Annotated in this window: 20 protein-coding genes; 17 read left to right on the top strand and 3 right to left on the bottom strand. The window is 42.4% G+C overall.

Annotated features, from left to right (window positions below; genetic code table 11):
* Window positions 1-9 precede the first annotated feature (9 nt).
* The 10 genes from BCAMP_RS10045 (at window position 10) to BCAMP_RS10000 (ending at window position 6628) form a co-directional block, all read left to right on the top strand.
* Complete coding sequence (locus BCAMP_RS10045) at window positions 10-744, top strand: GDSL-type esterase/lipase family protein (RefSeq protein ID WP_035315362.1); 735 nt, start codon at window positions 10-12, stop codon at window positions 742-744.
* Window positions 745-757: 13 nt separating this feature from the next.
* Entirely contained in the window at window positions 758-1357 is a 600-nt protein-coding gene (locus BCAMP_RS10040) for a YpmS family protein (protein WP_035315361.1), read from the top strand.
* A gap of 13 nt (window positions 1358-1370) precedes the next feature.
* Window positions 1371-1901, top strand: a complete 531-nt coding sequence (gene msrA / locus BCAMP_RS14480) for a peptide-methionine (S)-S-oxide reductase MsrA (RefSeq protein ID WP_035315359.1) — start codon at window positions 1371-1373, stop codon at window positions 1899-1901.
* Between the two features lie 2 nt (window positions 1902-1903).
* Complete coding sequence (msrB, locus tag BCAMP_RS14475; RefSeq protein WP_035315357.1) at window positions 1904-2347, top strand: peptide-methionine (R)-S-oxide reductase MsrB; 444 nt, start codon at window positions 1904-1906, stop codon at window positions 2345-2347.
* Window positions 2348-2362: 15 nt separating this feature from the next.
* Window positions 2363-2593, top strand: coding sequence for a YozE family protein (locus BCAMP_RS10025; protein WP_035315355.1), 231 nt, complete (start codon window positions 2363-2365; stop codon window positions 2591-2593).
* 38 nt (window positions 2594-2631) lie between these two features.
* Window positions 2632-3339: a purine-nucleoside phosphorylase gene (deoD, locus tag BCAMP_RS10020; RefSeq protein ID WP_035315354.1), complete on the top strand. Its 708-nt coding sequence runs from the start codon at window positions 2632-2634 to the stop codon at window positions 3337-3339.
* 302 nt (window positions 3340-3641) lie between these two features.
* A complete protein-coding gene (locus tag BCAMP_RS10015) occupies window positions 3642-4751 on the top strand; it encodes a helix-turn-helix domain-containing protein (RefSeq protein ID WP_035315352.1) in 1110 nt (369 codons plus the stop codon).
* 3 nt (window positions 4752-4754) lie between these two features.
* On the top strand, window positions 4755-4964 hold the full coding sequence (locus tag BCAMP_RS10010; protein ID WP_051457036.1) for a PLD nuclease N-terminal domain-containing protein: 210 nt from the start codon (window positions 4755-4757) through the stop codon (window positions 4962-4964).
* Window positions 4958-5869, top strand: coding sequence for an ABC transporter ATP-binding protein (locus BCAMP_RS10005; RefSeq protein ID WP_035315350.1), 912 nt, complete (start codon window positions 4958-4960; stop codon window positions 5867-5869). The genes BCAMP_RS10010 and BCAMP_RS10005 overlap by 7 nt, the downstream gene beginning before the upstream one ends.
* 108 nt (window positions 5870-5977) lie before the next feature.
* Window positions 5978-6628: an ABC transporter permease subunit gene (locus BCAMP_RS10000; RefSeq protein ID WP_156921217.1), complete on the top strand. Its 651-nt coding sequence runs from the start codon at window positions 5978-5980 to the stop codon at window positions 6626-6628.
* Between the two features lie 741 nt (window positions 6629-7369).
* Here the strand turns inward: BCAMP_RS10000 and BCAMP_RS09995 are convergent.
* Complete coding sequence (locus BCAMP_RS09995) at window positions 7370-7987, bottom strand: acetate uptake transporter (protein ID WP_035315348.1); 618 nt, start codon at window positions 7985-7987, stop codon at window positions 7370-7372.
* Window positions 7988-8146: 159 nt separating this feature from the next.
* On the opposite strand from BCAMP_RS09995, the gene BCAMP_RS09990 reads away from it, so the two are divergent.
* The 3 genes from BCAMP_RS09990 to BCAMP_RS09980 all read left to right on the top strand — a co-directional run bounded on the left by BCAMP_RS09990 (window position 8147) and on the right by BCAMP_RS09980 (window position 9843).
* Entirely contained in the window at window positions 8147-8371 is a 225-nt protein-coding gene (locus BCAMP_RS09990) for a PLDc N-terminal domain-containing protein (protein ID WP_035315346.1), read from the top strand.
* 69 nt (window positions 8372-8440) lie between these two features.
* Window positions 8441-9283 carry an ABC transporter ATP-binding protein gene (locus BCAMP_RS09985; RefSeq protein WP_051457034.1) on the top strand — a complete coding sequence of 281 codons (843 nt, stop codon included), beginning with the start codon at window positions 8441-8443 and terminating at the stop codon, window positions 9281-9283.
* Entirely contained in the window at window positions 9280-9843 is a 564-nt protein-coding gene (locus tag BCAMP_RS09980) for an ABC transporter permease subunit (protein WP_035315344.1), read from the top strand. Before BCAMP_RS09985 ends, BCAMP_RS09980 begins: the two co-directional genes overlap by 4 nt.
* A gap of 240 nt (window positions 9844-10083) precedes the next feature.
* Here BCAMP_RS09980 and BCAMP_RS09975 read toward each other — a convergent pair whose 3' ends face one another.
* Complete coding sequence (locus tag BCAMP_RS09975) at window positions 10084-10830, bottom strand: NADPH-dependent oxidoreductase (RefSeq protein ID WP_035315342.1); 747 nt, start codon at window positions 10828-10830, stop codon at window positions 10084-10086.
* Window positions 10831-11031: 201 nt separating this feature from the next.
* On the opposite strand from BCAMP_RS09975, the gene BCAMP_RS09970 reads away from it, so the two are divergent.
* Together BCAMP_RS09970 and BCAMP_RS09965 are read left to right on the top strand one after the other, a co-directional pair.
* A complete protein-coding gene (locus BCAMP_RS09970) occupies window positions 11032-11232 on the top strand; it encodes a hypothetical protein (protein ID WP_035315340.1) in 201 nt (66 codons plus the stop codon).
* A 114-nt stretch (window positions 11233-11346) separates the two neighbouring features.
* Window positions 11347-12828: a S41 family peptidase gene (locus BCAMP_RS09965; RefSeq protein ID WP_035315338.1), complete on the top strand. Its 1482-nt coding sequence runs from the start codon at window positions 11347-11349 to the stop codon at window positions 12826-12828.
* 63 nt (window positions 12829-12891) lie between these two features.
* Here BCAMP_RS09965 and BCAMP_RS09960 read toward each other — a convergent pair whose 3' ends face one another.
* Window positions 12892-13773 (bottom strand): TetR/AcrR family transcriptional regulator, encoded by an 882-nt coding sequence (locus BCAMP_RS09960; RefSeq protein ID WP_035315336.1) that lies wholly within the window; start codon window positions 13771-13773, stop codon window positions 12892-12894.
* A gap of 158 nt (window positions 13774-13931) precedes the next feature.
* Between BCAMP_RS09960 and BCAMP_RS09955 the strand changes: the two genes are divergently transcribed.
* Both BCAMP_RS09955 and BCAMP_RS09950 read left to right on the top strand, forming a co-directional pair.
* Window positions 13932-15413: a DHA2 family efflux MFS transporter permease subunit gene (locus BCAMP_RS09955; RefSeq protein ID WP_035315334.1), complete on the top strand. Its 1482-nt coding sequence runs from the start codon at window positions 13932-13934 to the stop codon at window positions 15411-15413.
* Between the two features lie 371 nt (window positions 15414-15784).
* On the top strand, window positions 15785-18068 hold a 2284-nt coding region (locus BCAMP_RS09950; RefSeq protein ID WP_035315332.1), incomplete at its 3' end, for a bacterial Ig-like domain-containing protein.

Here is an 18068-nt window from a genome sequence, read left to right as displayed (position 1 = left end):
AGCTAAGTAATGAAGAAGCGTGTCAAAGTAGTGAGTTTAATCATCATCATTATCGCCTTATTAGCAGGCGCATTTTACCTTTTAAAGGATGAAATATTGCCACAACCGCAAAAGCTTACCATTATCGGCTTAGGTGATTCACTGACCTTTGGTGTCGGTGCGACGGAAGGTCATAATTATTTAGCGCGGATAGAAGCTAAATTAGCGGCCGAAGCTGATATTGAGACAGTAACTGCTATTAATTATGGTGTTACTGGTAATACATCTACGCAAATTAACGGTCGTTTACACGAAGATAAACAATTGCAAAAAGATATAAAAAAAGCTGACATTGTCACAATTACTGCAGGTGGGAATGATTTGATGGGAGTCGTCAAAAAATCATTATTGCGTACAACGACTGATAGTTTTGATGGTGCGTTAAAGACGTACGAAACACAGGTGAGCGACATCATCGCGACGATTCGTAAAAAAAATCCAACAGCCCAAATTTATGTGTTAGGCATTTACAATCCCTTCACCCAAATTTTAGGTGATAATGCTGAAGCCAATGCTATTTTAGACAGCTGGAATGCAGCGTTAACAACAATTAGCAAGCAAAAGAACGTCACATTTGTACCAGTAGCGAAGGAATTTAAGGCAGCTGGGGCTGATTATATATCAACCGCGGATCAGTTCCATCCGAATGATGCAGGCTATGCACTGATGGCAAAGAAACTCTATGCTAAAATAAAAGAACAATAAGGGCGGAATGACAATGGCACGAACAACTAAACGCAGTAAAAAAACAAATGGTTGGAAAATTTTCAGCTTTATTCTGATTACGGTTATGATTATTCCTTGGATCGTGATTGCGGTGCAATTAACAGATGATTCGGCATACACACCCGAAAAAGCAGCGTTACCCACGAGTACACCAAAGGTAACAATGTACTTTTCACCAGCGGATTTAAATAAGGTGATTGCAGGCTACTTGAGTGCCAATACAAAGGACAGCTCGAAGTATCAGGTGACAGCTGCAGATGGTTATGTTTATTTTAAGACTAATTTTGAATTTTTAAAACAGGCCATCAATGTGACCTTAACCTTTAAACCAGAACTAGACGAGGCAGGAAATGTTATCCTTCATCAAGAAGGCATGGAATTAGGTAAGGTAAAACTGCCCGTAAGTCTTGTGATGAATGCTGTCAGTAAAAACTTTGATTTTCCGGAGTGGATTCACGTGCAAGGGGCTAAAAAACAAGTTTACCTCGCCTTGGATGAAATTGAATCGAAGACATTTCCGCGTTTAGCAATCGATTCGTTTGCATTTGAAGCTGAGCGGATTACAATAACATTATTACTACCAACAAATTAAGGGGGAATAAGGGATGGGAGCACAATTAGAAGTTGCAACATTTGCTGGCGGGTGTTTTTGGTGCATGGTTGAACCATTTGAAAACCAACCAGGGATTGAACAAGTCGTTTCGGGTTATACAGGGGGCCATGTGGTTAACCCAACCTACGAGCAAGTCTGTTCACAAACAACAGGACATACCGAAGCGGTACAAATAACGTTTGATCCAACGCTGTTTTCATACGAACAGCTACTCGAAGTATATTGGCAACAAACTGATCCAACCGATGCAATGGGCCAATTTGCTGACCGAGGCGATAGCTACCGTCCAGCGATTTTCTTCCATTCAGAGCAACAACAGCTTGCGGCTGAGCAGTCAAAAGTGGCCTTACAAGCAAGTCGCCGTTTTAAGAAAGAGATTGTAACGGCAATCTTACCAGCTGAACCCTTTTATGCTGCCGAAGATTATCATCAAGATTTCCATAAAAAGAATCCGGTTCGCTATCAACAATCACATATTGGCAGTGGACGCGTCGCCTTTATTCAACAAAACTGGGAGGGTTAATAATGGATGAACAACAAAAAGCACAACGTCTCCAACAGTTAACACCCTTACAACGTGAAGTGACACAGAATGCAGGCACCGAACGACCGTTTACACATGACTACAATCAGGTGAAAACGCCTGGTATTTATGTCGATATCGTCTCAGGCGAGCCACTTTTTTCAACCTTACATCAATATGATGCGGGGTGTGGGTGGCCAAGTTTCACTCAACCAATCAACAAGGCTGAGGTGACTGAAAAAATGGATGATAGTTTAGGTATGCGTCGTGTCGAAGTGCGTTCGCATACAGCTGATTCGCATTTAGGCCATGTTTTTCCTGATGGTCCGCAGGCAGCTGGTGGTTTACGCTACTGTATTAATGGGGCAGCCTTACAGTTTATTCCGTTTGACGAGTTAGAACAAAAAGGTTATTCCGCTTATAAACAAGCGTTTTTGAGTGAGTAAAGATAGGAGTAAGAGATGGCACGCACATTTTATCATTATTTAATGACTTATCGAGATCCAATTAAAAAAGACGCTGCAACCGAGTTTGCTAATGCAGCCTTTCGCGATCACGCTTTTCCGAAGCAAGAAAAAAATTACCACAACGTCAGTGACTACCTCGAAACAGAGGTTGATTACATCGAGTCACTGAGCTTGTTTGATGAAATTTGGGACCAATACATTTTAGATGAACATAAAAACAAGTAGCTTTGAGCTACAACAACTAAACTTTGGAGGTTATACAGATGAGTATTCATATCGAAGCAAAACAAGGTGAAATTGCTGAAACAGTTTTATTACCAGGAGATCCGTTACGTGCCAAATACATTGCCGACACATTTTTAGAAGATGTTGTGCAATACAATAGCGTGCGTAATATGTTTGGTTATACCGGCACATACAAGGGTAAACGTGTATCTGTTCAAGGATCAGGCATGGGGATTCCATCAATTTCAATCTATGCGAATGAGTTAATGATGGAATATGGCGTTAAAAACTTAATTCGTGTCGGTACGATGGGTGCCCTATCAACCGATGTACATGTCCGTGACGTTGTGTTAGCACAAGCGGCATCGACTGATTCACAAATCAATCGTAACACGTTCTCACGTGGCGTTGACTTTGCGCCAGTCGCCGACTTTGACTTACTGTACACTTCCTACCAAAAAGCGAAGGAAGCCGGCTTAAACGTCCGTGTGGGTAATATTTTCTCGGCTGATCGTTTTTACAACGCACAATTGGATAAACAACAATTAGCTGATTATGGAGTTCTTGGCATTGAAATGGAAGCGGCAGCACTTTATACGTTAGCTGCCCAGTACAATTGCCGTGCCTTAGCAATCCTGACCGTCAGCGACCACATCTTCCTAGACGAGGACACAACCTCTGAAGAACGCCAAACAACCTTTGTCGATATGATGAAAATCGCGTTAGATACAGCCGTCGAATTTTAACAAAAGCGGCTGAAACCGTTTCGAACAGCCACAAACTAAACAGCACTGTCAACTCGAGTTCGTTCGAGTCGTCAGTGCTGTTTTTTGCTAGCGAAGGGTGACAAGTGTTTCGATAGTTACACAACGTCCGGTTGATAAATAACAACGTACAGTTGAATTCGAAGCAGAGACAGGATGAGTGAGATTCAACTGACAAATCGGTGACAAAATATACTCGAAGGATACTTTTATCTACTTAGTATACTTCAACTCGTTTGATATTCCGTCACCTTCCCTTATAATTAAAGAAGGAGGTGAGTGTGATGGAGCAATTTCGCTGCGGAACAATCATTAAAACGCATCGTAAAAAACAGGGACTATCACAGGGGCAGTTGGCTGCTGCGATGGCAGTCACAAAAGGAGCCGTTTCCAAATGGGAAACCGGTCAATCCCTTCCCGATATAACATTATTACCAACATTAGCCAATTATTTTGGTGTCACAATTGATGCCTTGCTTGGATTTGACCCACAACTGAGCCAAGTCGAGATTCAAACGCTCTATCGTACCTATTGCCGCCAGTTTGCCACAGAACCATTACAGCAGGTGATGGCTGCTGTGCAACAAACGATTAGCAACTATTACGGTTGTATGCCGTTGTTGCTCCAACTCGGCATTTTAATCGTCAATCATGCGCCGTTGGCAAGCGAACCTACTGAGCAACAGCAGATGATTATGCAAGCACAGCAGTTATTCGAACGCGTTGAAAAGCATACGACAGAGGTAGCACTCTTACAACAAACTGAAATGATGTTAAGCTATTGTGCGATGGCTTTAGGTGAACCCGCAACAGCCTTAGCGCTTATTAAACCGAATCATCGTCTGATTTTACCGGTCGAAATTATCAAGGCGAATGCCCAATTGCGTTTAGGTCAGACCGAGGAAGCCTACGAAACGATACAAGTAAGTGCCTATCAGTACATCCTCAATTTTATTGGCCTTGTGCCAACCATGCTAACATTAGCTGCAAGCGACCGTGCTAAAGTGAAGCGAACAGTGACGACCGTTGAAGCGGTGAGCGCCACATTCGGACTGAACGAGATGCATCCTGCCATTATGCTGCCAATCTATGTAACAGCTGCCCAATCGTACGTTCGTCTTGAAGCGACCGACGACGCGTTAGCGGCACTGCAAAAATACGTGGCACTGGTCGAAACCATGCATTTTCCTTTGGAACTACAAGGGAATGACTTTTTTGATGGTATTAGCGACTGGTTGACAACCTTGGATTTAGGGACACAGGTTCCTCGTGATTCCGCCGTGATTAAGGCGAGTTTACTCGAGACGGTCCTGCAGTCACCGTTCGATACGCTTGCACACCGTGCTGATTATCAGCAGTTGATTTCCCAATTAAAACAGAAAGTGGAGGAATAAATAATGGCTCTCTTAATGCAATATCAAGCACTGTTAATTCCGTTTTTTATCGCCCAACTCGTCTTGATGGTGAGTGCCTTAGTGCATTTGTATAAGCAACCAGCTGTTCGTGGGTTGCCAAAATGGGCTTGGGTAGTGGTGATTGTTTTCATCAATTTCATCGGTCCGATTGTGTACTTCTTAATCGGTAAAAAAGAAGGTGGCTCATGTTAGAAGTTGTGGGCTTAAGCAAGTGTTTTAAAACAAAGACAGTTCTATCAAACGTAACGTTCACCATTCCAACCACAGGGATTCATGGGTTAATTGGAGCCAATGGCGCGGGTAAAACGACAACGATGAAGTTGCTGTTAGGGCTGCTTGCGCCAGATGAAGGGACGATTACCTTTAATGGAGAACGGGTAAAACCGCATCAGAATGCGATGACCCCTTCCATCGGTTATTTGCCGGATGTGCCACAATTTTACGGTTATCTGACGGCCGCTGAATATTTACTGCTCTGTGGTGAACTCGCGGGTCAATCACCCGCTGAACGAAACCAAACCACACAGACACTCTTGAAAAAAGTCGGCTTGGAGAAACAGGCAACCCAGCGAATTCAAGGGTTTTCGCGTGGGATGAAACAACGTTTAGGCATAGCCCAAGCGCTTGTGACACGACCGCAACTACTCATCTGTGATGAACCCACCTCCGCACTTGATCCTAAAGGACGACACGAGGTGCTCGCCTTATTGACTGAATTGAAACGAGAGATGGCCATCGTCTTATCCACGCATTTATTGCAAGATGCCGCGGCAATTTGCGACAGTGTGATGATGATGCACCAAGGCACGATTGTGTATGCGGGAACGTTGCCCGACTTATATGCCAACTACGAAACCGAAGCCGTGTTACTCGCCTGTCACACCGACGAAGCGGTTGCTACTTTAAGGCAATCTTTGGCTACCTGTGCTTGGGCTAAAAACATTAAACAGGTGGGAACGACACTTGAAGTGAATGTGAGCGCTTATGATCAAGTGTATCCGTTGCTGTTGCAACTGTTAATAACAGTCGGACTCCAACCCGATATTAGTCGGGTTGAACCACAGCTCGAGCAGATTTATTTGGAGGTGATACAATGAGAGGGTTTAAGGTGTTTTTCAAAAAAGAATGGCTGGAGCAGTGGCGCACAAAACGCACATTAATCGTCCTGATTGTTTTTTTTTATCCTCGGCTTAATGGGTCCACTCATGGCTCTCATCACGCCCGAAATTTTAAAAAGCGTCGCGACGGAAGGCATGGTGATTACGTTACCGGAACCTAGTGCGAGTGATAGCTATGCACAGTTTTTTAATAATATGGGTCAAATGGGTCTCATTCTGTTCTTGCTGATGTTTAGCACTAGTCTGACAAAAGAGTATGAACAGGGCACCTTGCTTAACTTACTCACAAAAGGCTTAACGAAACAAGCAGCGCTGCTTGCCAAGTATGCCATTGTGTTCGTATTATGGTCGATTGCCTACCTAGTGGCAGTGACTGGTCATCTGTTTTATACCGCTTATTATTTCGAAACAGCCGCGTTGGTGCATGTCGGTTTAAGTCTCTTGATGATGTGGCTGTTTGGTGTGTTACTACTTACACTTTTAGTTACATTTGGTGCCTGTTTTAAACAGGCCTATGCCAGCCTAATCGGTGTAGGGCTATTTTTCGGTTTACTGTTGGTAGTCGGGTTGTTTCCTGTGATTGACAAGTATAATCCGTTGCATTTAGCGACCGCGGGTGTTGATCTGATACTAGGTAACAGCATCGCAATTAAGCGAATCGGTATCTTTGTTGTAACGCTGCTAGTGATGAGTGCCAGCGTGGTGAGCGGATTACAAATGATAAAGCGACGCTCATAAAAATAGTTTGACAGAAGCTCTAAGCTTACAAGTGTTGACATAGAACCGAAGGAGATAGCTGAGTAAACCAGAGAAACCGCTGTGAGCAAAGAAATCCGCTTGCAAGTATGCTCTGTTCTAAGCGTCTCGTGGCTTCAGTCATGAGAGGTTCAAATTATCGTTATTCTGTCAAAGGTTACTGTTGGTATTTGAAAGCAAGATAATACTAGGAAGACACGCAAGAGATGACTGATGTCATCTCTTTTTTTGTTCAACTTTAGTTTAACGAGGCAAACAGCACTGAAAGAAACAAGGCGATTAAATCAGCTCATGAATTGGACCAAGCAGGCGACCCTATGCCAAAGTCACGATCGAGCCTTTCATTCGTTTGATATAACGTTATTGCATCTCGCCTGAATTGAACAGCATGTTTTTTGATGAATGCGTTCTAACTAGACCTTCCTCACTGAATTGTTGCTATGTATAAGCCATCTTAGTAGCTGTTGCTCTTGTTTAATTCATCGTTATTTGCTAGTGCTGTGCTTCCTTGTTCATCAAGTCACTTTTTTACGCTTTTAATTCAGAGTCAACGTATTTTGGGGCATGAAAATAGCGCCCTCCAAATGTTAGCTTTTGGGTCTAACTTTTGGGGGGCGCTTCAGGTTTTAGTTGCTTGTTGTATTTTAGTTACTTCTTAATACTTTGAATTTAAACAATCATACCATTTAAACGTTAGTAAGAGCGAGCTGTAGTACAGTTAACTTATTGCTCTGTTTGTTTGATGATATTAAATTTTTTACCGATTGGTAAAAAGGTAAAGCCGAAGTGAGCGTTTAAAACAGCAGCACCACAGCCATATAATGATAAGATTGACACGGTGAATTCAGCCCAGGCTGCCAGTTGATGAAATAGTTCAGGCATTATACCAAGCGTCGATAAAGCTAAGCCAAGGTATAAGAAATTGATGACGAAGAAGATGAAAAAGAGCAGTTTATTCGTCTCTAAAGCGCCAATTGTCATAAATAAGGTAAAGACAAGGTAGCCGATAAACGCAAAACCGATCTGTTTCGCATCAAAGTCGGCTGCTAAATTTTGACCAAAGACGCCTGCTTGAATCATCCAAGTGAAACCAGTGCCAAGCCAGAATAACCCGTAAGCAAAAAAGGCAGTTGCACCGAAGACATTGTTGATTTTTGCATCATAAATACCAGCAATGACTTGTCCAAGTCCACCAAGAATTAATGCCCACGCAATCATTCCTGCATTATTTTCAGTCCATTCTAATTTTTGTGAAGAGGCAACGAGTGTCACAATCGCAAGGCTAAAGAGGCCGATTGCTGATGGATCCATCACGCTGTGTTTCTTTTCAATACTTTTCATTTCAAATCTCCTTTAGTGAAATATAACAACCTTCTCATAGTAACATTTAACTGACTGAAAATAAATAGGTATAGTCCGTTTAGTGCTATTTTATGTCTTTAATATGTTTTTTCGCTAAGCTAGTTCTAATTACGCAACTTGTGAACAGGAGTGACATGTATGTATAACCTTATTATGAAATATCCGCTGTACTATACGATGATTAATTTAGCCTTACTCACTTTTGTTCTTATTCATGCATCGAAACAGCCAAACAGTCGCTTTCTCCCAAAATGGGGCTGGCTTCTCATTATCCTCCTCATACAAATCATTGGTCCCATTCTTTATTTCATTTTTGGTGTCAATCGTCGTGCAAAGAATGCAAGAGATGAAGGGGACTACTGATGTTGTGTTTGGAGGAGGTTAGTAAGGGGTTTAAACAAAAACAACTGTTAAAAAAAACTGTCGTTCACAGTGCCGAGCTCTGGCATCCATGGTTTTATTGGTGCTAACGGGGCAGGGAAGACGACCACTTTCAAACTGATTTTAGGTCTGTTACCCATCGAAGAAGGTGCGATTTATGTCGCTGGTGAACGGGTCATTTACGGTCAGACGAACAGGTCGCAAACGGTGGGGTATTTACCTGATGTGCCGTCATTTTATCCGTATATGACCGCCACCTCCTATCTGAAGCTCTGTGCTGCGATCGCACAGGTGCCACGCCAACAACAGGAGGACTTATGTGAGCGTTTACTGCAACAGGTCGGACTCGCGCAGGTTGGTCAGCAAAAAATTCGGAGCTATTCGCGGGGAATGAAACAACGACTCGGGATTGCACAAGCGCTAATCAATCGGCCGAAATTACTGCTCTGTGATGAACCGACCTCAGCGTTAGATCCCCAAGGTCGTAAGGAGGTGCATGAATTGTTAACCTCGCTAAAAGAGGAGATGACTATCGTGATGTCGACCCATTTGCTCAGTGATGCCGAACAGGTCTGTGATAGTATCATCATGCTTAATAACGGGGCGATTACGCTGTCCAATCGTTTGAGCACGATATACGAACGCTATCAGACGCAAGTAATCGTGCTAAACTTTACGAACACAACTAACGCTAAAGACTGCGCCGAGGCTCTAGACGCATCTGACTGGTGTGTGGTGACACAGCAATCAGAACAGGTGAGTCTTAACGTTGCCACAATTACGAGCGGCTACCCCCGTGTCATAGCCTGGTTGCATGGCCATCCTCAGTTCATGCCGGCCTTGACGATTGCGACACCAACACTCGAAGATATCTTCATGGAGGTGGTGCAATGAACGTCTTTTGGCCGTTTCTAGTCAAAGAATTATTAGAACCGATTCGTACAAAATACATCTGGCTCCTACTCGGTCTGTTTGGCTTCTGCGGTTGTTTAGGTGTGGGTGTACTCAAACTGACCGAATGGTCGGTCAGTGAAGAAGCAGGCGTGGCGGTGGATTTACCACCGCTGGGAGCACTCGATGCCTATGATCTCTTTTTGCAAAATCTCTATTTTATTGGGATTTTTTCACTGGCGCTCATTTTAGGAACAACGCTCACTCGCGAATACAAGCACGACACCTTAGTTAACTTAGTGACAAAGGGCTTGTCGAGGGAAGTGGTCATCCTTGCAAAAGACGCTGGTATGGTTGCCTATTTTGAAGTGGCCTTACTCTTAGCCTTTGGGATTAACCGGCTTTTCTTACGCTATTACTTTCCGACGGATACCTATGCGAATGAGTCGCTCAGTTTTGGGGCTGTTAGCTTGTATGGCATGCTCCTAATCGCCTTAATGATGATGGTCAGCGCATGGTTACGGAGTAGCTATGGCAGTTTTGTGGATGTGATGTTGTTTTAGTTTATCGCTGTTAGCTTCGTTCGATAAATTAGCGAAGTATCTGCCGCTCTGTTTAACCGATAATGCGAGTAAGATGCTCGCAGGCTCATTTAAGCTCAATACACTTTATCCACAACCGGTCTGATTGTCTTGTTCATCGCATCGGCACTGCTACTGTTTAAACGACAACAACTGTAAACACTAAAAAACACCGTCGGGACCTTTTGCAGTGGTCGCTGACGGTGTTTCGCTCTCAGTACGTTAATACTGGAGAAAACCTTGCTTTTGGGCAATTGCAAGCAGTTCATGACGTTTTTCGAAGCGACGGTCCATCGCACCTGCAATCTGGGTAGTGAAATGGTCGACCCGTTGATTGGCTGCCCTTAAATCATAATACTGATGCACCGCCTCATCGTAGTCGCTTAATTGCGTCACCAGGTTAGCCTGCTGCACGTAGCTATTTTCGAATACAACTTGATTGCGTGGTAAACGCGGTTTTAATTGTGGCGCTTGGTCTGGGTGACCAATGGCTAAACCAACAACAGGGAAGGTGTGGGCCGGTAACTCGAGTAAATCAATCACCGCTTGTGCATCGTTGTTCAGGCTACCTAAAAAAACCGTCCCTAAGTCGAGACTCTCGGCTGCGACAGTGGTTGTTTGGGCGGCAATCATTGCATCAGCCGTCGCGAATAAGAAGTAGTCCATCGAGCCGATAATGGCAGTCGACTTACCTTTTTCACTTGCGATTTGGGCGTTGCGGTGATGATCAGCCACAAATACGAGTAGCATCGCTGCGTCGGCAATGTAAGGTTGTTTTCCAATTGCTGCTAAGGCTGCTTTTTTTGCCGGATCGCTCACGTGAATAATCGAATACGACTGCATGAAACTACTGGTAGCCCCATGTTGTGCCACCTGTAGGAGACAATCCGTTTCGGCAGAACTAAGTGGTGTTGCCTTGAATTGACGAATACTGCGATGTTGCAATAACTGTTCAATCGTTGCGTTCATAATATCCCTCTTTCTTATGAGAATGATGTTGTTCATTCTATTATAACGTAAATTAGAGGCAACACTAAAGAAACGTTTTAACGTTATGTGACAACCGTTCATAAAAACAGCATGGCTGAATGTAAGCGATTGTCAAGCCTTACTCCGACTGGTATACTAATAAAGAAGTGAAGCCAATTGACGTGCGAAAGGAAGATTAAAATGAAGATTAATTTTGAAATTAAAAACTTGATTTCACCACGCGTACTGTTACAAACCCTCGTGTTTATGGTGCTCTATTACGTAATTGCCCAATACCAAGACAAATTCAGCTGGGGTTATTTTGCCCTCATCTCCTTTTTAGTTTGGTCAGTCTTCGGATTCACACCTAAAAAAGAGCGTCCAAAGAACACATCTAAATAACGATTTACGTGATGGCAATCACTCAAGGAATACTTGATGCAACGAACGGTAGCAACGCTTTTTTAGCATAATGTTGCCGTTTATATTATATTTTAGCTAGGAGCAGTGATAGTCATGACTAACAATGAACCCGAACAAACAGACCCACAGCAAGAAAAACCACAATCGAAAATGGTTGTAATGCGCAAACGCTCATTGGTGATCGCCTTAATCAGTTTGTTTATCGTTGGTGTGCTCATTACCGCCGTCGCAGCGGTCACCTTTGTTAAAGTCCAAAGTAAAACGGCCGAGCAATCCTCGTCGTTTTCAAAAATAGATGAAGTGTACACGAATATTAGCGATAACTATTATAAAAAAGTTGATTCGCAAAAACTAATTGACGGAGCAATTTCAGGCATGCTCGAGTCGTTGGAGGATCCTTATTCAACTTACTTTAATCAAGCCGAAACAAAGAGCTTTAATGATGATATTTCATCTTCATTTGAAGGTATCGGAGTCGAAGTTCAGATGACCAATAAAACGTTGACGGTTGTTTCACCGATTGGGGGTTCACCAGCCGAAAAAGCAGGCTTGAAACCAAACGATCAAATTTTAGAAGTCGATGGTAAATCAATTCAAGGCAAAACATTAACGGAAGCCACCAATAAAATCCGTGGTGAAAAAGGCACGAGTATCATCTTAACGATTCAACGACCAGGTGAAGCGGATACCCGTAAAGTGAGTGTTACTCGTGACACCATTCCGATTGAAACAGTCGATACAGCGCTGCTTGCTAATAAAATTGGTCATCTCCGTATTAGCAGTTTTTCGACACACACACATGAAGAAGTGTTAGCGGGGCTTAAGAAACTAGATAAACAAGGGATGAAGGGGCTCGTCGTTGATGTTCGGCAAAACCCGGGTGGCTTACTCGATCAAGCGATTGACATTGCAAGTCTCTTTATCGAAGATGGCAAAGCGGTTGTTAAAATTGAAAATCGTGCAGGACAACAACAAGTATACAACGCGGATTCTTCAGCATCCGATGGGTATAAGGTAACTGTTCCTGTAACAGTCTTAACGGATGACGGCAGTGCCAGTGCGTCTGAAATATTAGCAGGCGCATTAAAAGAGTCAGCCGGTGCAACCCTTGTGGGAAACACCACCTACGGTAAAGGTGTGATGCAAACGGCAGGAGAACTCGACGATCAGTCAGAAGTGAAATTAACGACTGCCAAATGGCTCACACCTGATGGAAACTGGATTAACAAAAAAGGCATCAAGCCAGATGTTAAGGTTGATGCACCAGCCTATGGTAACATTTCATTGTATGATATTACAAAAACATATAAGAGTGGTGATGTTTCAAACGCTGTGAAAAGCATCCAAGCAATTCTTAATGTCTTTGATGCCAACTTAAGTCAAACAAAGGGCAGTTTTGATGATGCAACTGTTACTGCAGTCAAAGCCTTTCAAGCTGACCATAAGTTAACGCAAACCGGTGAGGTTGATGCGAAAACAAGCACGGCCTTAATTGCAGCGCTACAAGATAAGTTGGCAGCAAATGATAACCAACTTAAAAAAGCACAGGCGGTTACCGCCAACAAAGTGAAGTAAATAAAAAGCATCAAAACAATCATGAGACTGATTGTTTTGATGCTTTTTTGTCGAACATAAAAGCTAATCGGCTTTGAGGTATTGCCAAACGTGCATTGCCAACATTTTAGCCGCGGTTGAGCAGTCAGTTTGCGCAAAAGCCTGATGAAAGGCCGGTAATACCGTTTGAATCAAGTGTTTTTTCGGGGTCTCACTGGCAATCTGTTCATTCAGGAAGGTTGCGTACTCAAGTCCTTCAAGCGGTGTTGTAGCAGGTAAAGCGGCGATAAACAGCTTGAATTCTTCAATTAAAGAGACGCGAGTCACTGCCTGATAATGAATCGAACAACGGATGTTCTCTAGTAAATCATCTGAAATTGTCAACGTTTGTGAGCCTATTAATTGCGGGATAATCGCTTCGAGATGTTTTAAGGCATTTTTAACGATATTTTCGGGATGCGCTGGTTTAAAACCGGACGAAACCACCAGTTTAAGGACATGATGAATCATCCCGTACGTGAGCACGGCAGCTTCATAACTGGCCGGAATAATTGCAGGGCCATACACTTCAACAATACGTGCCGCCAACCAATCAACCTCTGATAAATGATGTAAATTAAGCATTCGTTGAATTTCTTTATCATTCGAATGGTTAATCGACTCAAAAATACGGATTAAATTGTTCTTACGGTTAAGACGGATGACAACACCGATTTGTTTTGCCAAGACCTCCATGTCATTCGCAGCGGTACCTATCGCTAGCTCATGACGCAAAAGACTTGCTTCAACTCGGCTTTCTTCTAAAATTGCGATTAAACACTCGCTTTTTGAGCTGAAGTGGTTATAAAAGGTCCCTTTTGAAATTTTAGCGGCCGCAATAATATCAGCCATCGACGTATCGGTAAAGCCTTTTTCAATAAATAAGTCACGGGCAGCGTTAGTAATTTGTGTTTTACGAAGGTTCATAATAGCTCCTTTTTATAAAATGTATACCATTATTCTATCGTCTAAATCTCATAATAGCAACGTTTTAAATTCGATTATAAAAAAAAGATTGCTAAAATTGGACTGTTGGTATAGAATAGTTCTAGCATAGTAAAAGAAATGATAAGGAGATTCGCATAATGACAAAACAGACAGTTGTACAAAAAGCACCAATGGGCATGCTGATAATCTTGTTTATTGGGGCATTCGTCGCCTTCCTCAATAACACATTACTCAATATCGCTTTACCAACAATTATGAAAGACTTTGATATTAGTTACTCAACAGTACAATGGATTTCAACAGGGTATATGCTTGTGAGTGGAATTTTAATTCCAGCTTCAGCCTTTTTTATTACCCGTTTTAAAACACGTACACTTTATATTACGGCGTTATCAATTTTCACAGTCGGTACTGTATTAGCAGCTATGTCACCAAACTTCGGTATTCTATTAACCGGCCGAATGGTGCAAGCTGCTGGGGCATCAGTCATGTCACCGATTTTAATGAACGTCTTACTTAAGAGTTTTCCAATTGAAAAACGTGGCGCTGCTATGGGTGTGTTTGGACTCGTTATGTTCGTAGCACCAGCAATTGGACCGACTTTATCAGGTTGGATTATCCAAAACCATGACTGGCGCATGTTGTTCGAAATGATCGTGCCATTTGCAGTCATTAGTTTATTGTTAAGTATTTGGAAATTAGACAATGTGTTAGAAACACGTAAAGTCAAACTCGATTACTTATCACTCGTGTTATCGACCGTCGGTTTTGGTGGCTTATTATACGGCTTTAGTACTGCCGGCGATAAAGGTTGGTCATCACCACTTGTTTACGGAATGATTGCCATCGGTGCGGTTGGTGTTACGTTATTCATCCTCCGTCAATTACGGATGAAAGAACCAATGCTCGAAATGCGCGTCTACAAATACCCAATGTTTGCCTTAGGATCAGCCATTTCAATGATTTTATCGATGGCAATGTTTGCCGGTATGATTTTAACACCAGCATACGTGCAAAACGTTCGTGGCATTACGCCATTAGACGCTGGGTTAATGATGTTACCAGGAGCAGTCGTGATGGCGATTATGTCACCGATTACTGGTCGAATGTTTGACCGTTTTGGACCGCGTATTTTAGCTGTTATCGGTCTGCTTATTACAGCCGGTGCAACCTTCTTCTTAACACAATTAAAAGTCGATTCAACTTATACGTACATTATTGTTGTTTATACCATTCGGATGTTTGGTATGTCACTCGTAATGATGCCAATTATGACAAACGGCTTAAACCAATTGCCACAACGTTTGAACCCACATGCAACGGCTGTTAATAACACCGCCTCACAAGTTGCCGGTTCAATCGGAACAGCCTTACTAGTCACAATCATGAACAAACACATTGCGACCCGTGCCACTGAATTAGCGGCAGCAGCCAAAGAAAAAGCAATGGCTGCGGGCACAGCGATGAATGCCGATCAAGTGGCTGCCTTAAAAGCGCAAATTACACAAAAAGCATTGCTTGACGGAATTAACTACACCTTTGTTGTTGCAACAGGTATTACAGTACTTGCACTTGTGTTGTCATTCTTCTTATCACGTGGTAAACGTGCGGAAGATTGAAACACAGCAGTCAAGGCCGCTGTAATAGAATATGAAAGATAATGCAGTTTATTTAGTCTCAAAGATCCCATTTGGCATGTTCGAATGGGATCTTTTTTCGTTTGATCTTGTTTGATTTGTTAGTGAAAGGCAATGAACCTCAGAGAATGTGAGTTACGTTATAGTCTAATGATGTTTTCTTGTTTTTATAAAAAAAAAACGAGAAAGTTTAAAGCTCATCGTTTAAGGGAAGAGTTAAGAAGGGGTCATTTTATGTCCCTGTTGTTTTAAAAAACAGAGAATTTCCTTTCGATGGGAAAAGGATGGCCCCCTTTGATATAATATTTCAGTTATGCTACTACATAAGTAGATAAAAGAGGGAGGACAAGGAAATGAAAGTGAAACTAAACAAATTGTCACTGAAACTAATTATTGGGGTGATGGTATATTCCACAGGTGTCTCAGCCATTTCTGTGCCAGTTTATGCAGATGAAACAAGTGGTGAAATTAAGACGAGGCAAGATCCACAAGAAGAAGCCGAAAAAACACATGATCAACTCATCGCACCAGCCTTTCAAACGGAATTAGAACAAAGATTAAATAATATTTCTGTTGAAATGGATAATGCGGTTGGAACAATTCTACCGGTCGATTATTTTAATACAGGTATTAAGGACTTCAACTACATGCATGGTTCAGTTGCTCAAATTGGTTTTTACACTGTGTTTACAGAAGCACCGTCATACATCAGTGGTAGCGGTGTGGATGCAACGGGAAATTACAGTGTTTCATTTGCTACGAATGGTCGGGAATTAGTGGATATCGTAGTCACGCAACTAAAGGTTGTGCCAGCTAATACTGTAACCACGATTAATTTAGATTTAATGATTAAGACAGCGTTTCTACAAAAAGGTTATGTTTGGAACACCGAAGGGCCATCTTATAATATTAATCGTAATATGAAAGTGCTTGGTTCAATAAAAGTAACTGCAATGCAAGATTTTACAGCGCTTGATATTATCGAAGAACATGAGCTGAACTTAAACGAAATATTTGAGCCAAAAACATTGTTTAATGGTGCTCTCAATGCTGATGGTGAAGCATTAACTTATGAACAGTTTATCGCAGCCGGTGGCACGGTGAACTCTACCGTTGATACAAGTGTGGCGGGGACTTACACCGTGACTTTTGGGTTGAATAACGAAACCAAAGTCTCGACAGTAACAGTGCTTAACGATTTAACGACAATTGATGTCGTTAACCTCTCAATTTACCAAGGCAGTGATTGGGTAGCAGCCGATAGTTTTACAGCTGCAACCGACAAAGCCGGCAATCAGCTTGATTATAACGGTTTTATTGCAGCCGGAGGTACTGTCTCTCATAACGTGAACCGTGACGTTCCGGGTGTTTATCCAGTTACCTACACACTGAACGAAGTTGAAGAAGTGGTCAATGTAACGGTTATTACGGATCAAACACAAACTGAATTACAAGATGTGTCACTGTATGTAGGGCAAGCGTTTGATAGTAACGCCCCTTTTAAAAATGTGGTCGATAAAGAGGGGCAACCCGTTAAAGCAGCAGACGTTGATTTTTACTACATCAACGAGGAAGTCACTCAAGAACTTGATACATCTAAACCTGGGACTCATAAGGTGAGAATTGTCATACTCGATGGGAGTGGTAAGTGGACATACAGTGATTCGGCTACTGTGACAGTTAAGTCTGACCAAACAGCTGTTGAATTACAAGATGTTACCTTGTATGTTGGTGACACGTTTGATAGTAATGCCCCTTTTAAATACGTGGTCAACAAAGATGGAGAAACAGTCAACGCTGCTGAAGTAACCCACTACACAATTAATGGAGAACAAACGCAAGAACTCGACACATCAAAACCAGGGAGTCATCAGGTTGAAATTGGTATCTTAAACGCGTTAGGCGAGTGGGAATACAGTGAAACGGCAACTGTTACGATTAAAGCGGATGAAACCAGTATTATGACAAATGATGCAACCATTCATGTCGGTGAATCATGGGATGAAGCCGATGGTTTCAAGACAGCGACTGATAAAACCGGAGCTGAATTAACGTTTGCAGAATTCAAGGCAGCGGGTGGAACAATTTCTCACGATGTCGATACAAGTGTAACTGGTGTGTATACGGTTAATTATCTATTAAATGGTAAAACTGAAACAGCAACAGTCACTGTACTTGCGAATGAAACAGCCGTGAAAGCACAGGCAGTCACTCTCTATGTTGGTGAATCATGGACGGAAGCAGATAGTTTTCAATTAGCAACCGATAAAACTGGTACTGAACTCACGTTTGCAGAATTTAAGGCAGCGGGCGGCACCGTTAGTCACGATGTGAACACAGATAAAGCAGGAACATATACAGTGACGTATCACTTGAATGGTTTTGAAGATAGTGCGACAGTGACTGTTTTAGAGAACGAAACAAGTGTTGCGGCACAAAATGTGACACTTTATGCAGGTGAAACATGGAGCGAAAAAGATAGCTTTAAACACGCAACAGATAAAACCGGAGCTGAATTAACGTTTGCAGAATTCAAAGCAGCGGGTGGAACAATCAGCGGAACGGTTAACACAGATAAAGCAGGAACATATACAGTGACGTATCACTTGAATGGTTTTGAAGATAGTGCGACAGTGA

Source organism: Brochothrix campestris FSL F6-1037 (assembly GCF_000525915.1).
GTDB classification, from domain to species: Bacteria; Bacillota; Bacilli; order Lactobacillales; family Listeriaceae; genus Brochothrix; species Brochothrix campestris.
Note: the sequence above shows the minus strand (reverse complement) of the source record. Positions and strands in the feature narration are given on the sequence as shown.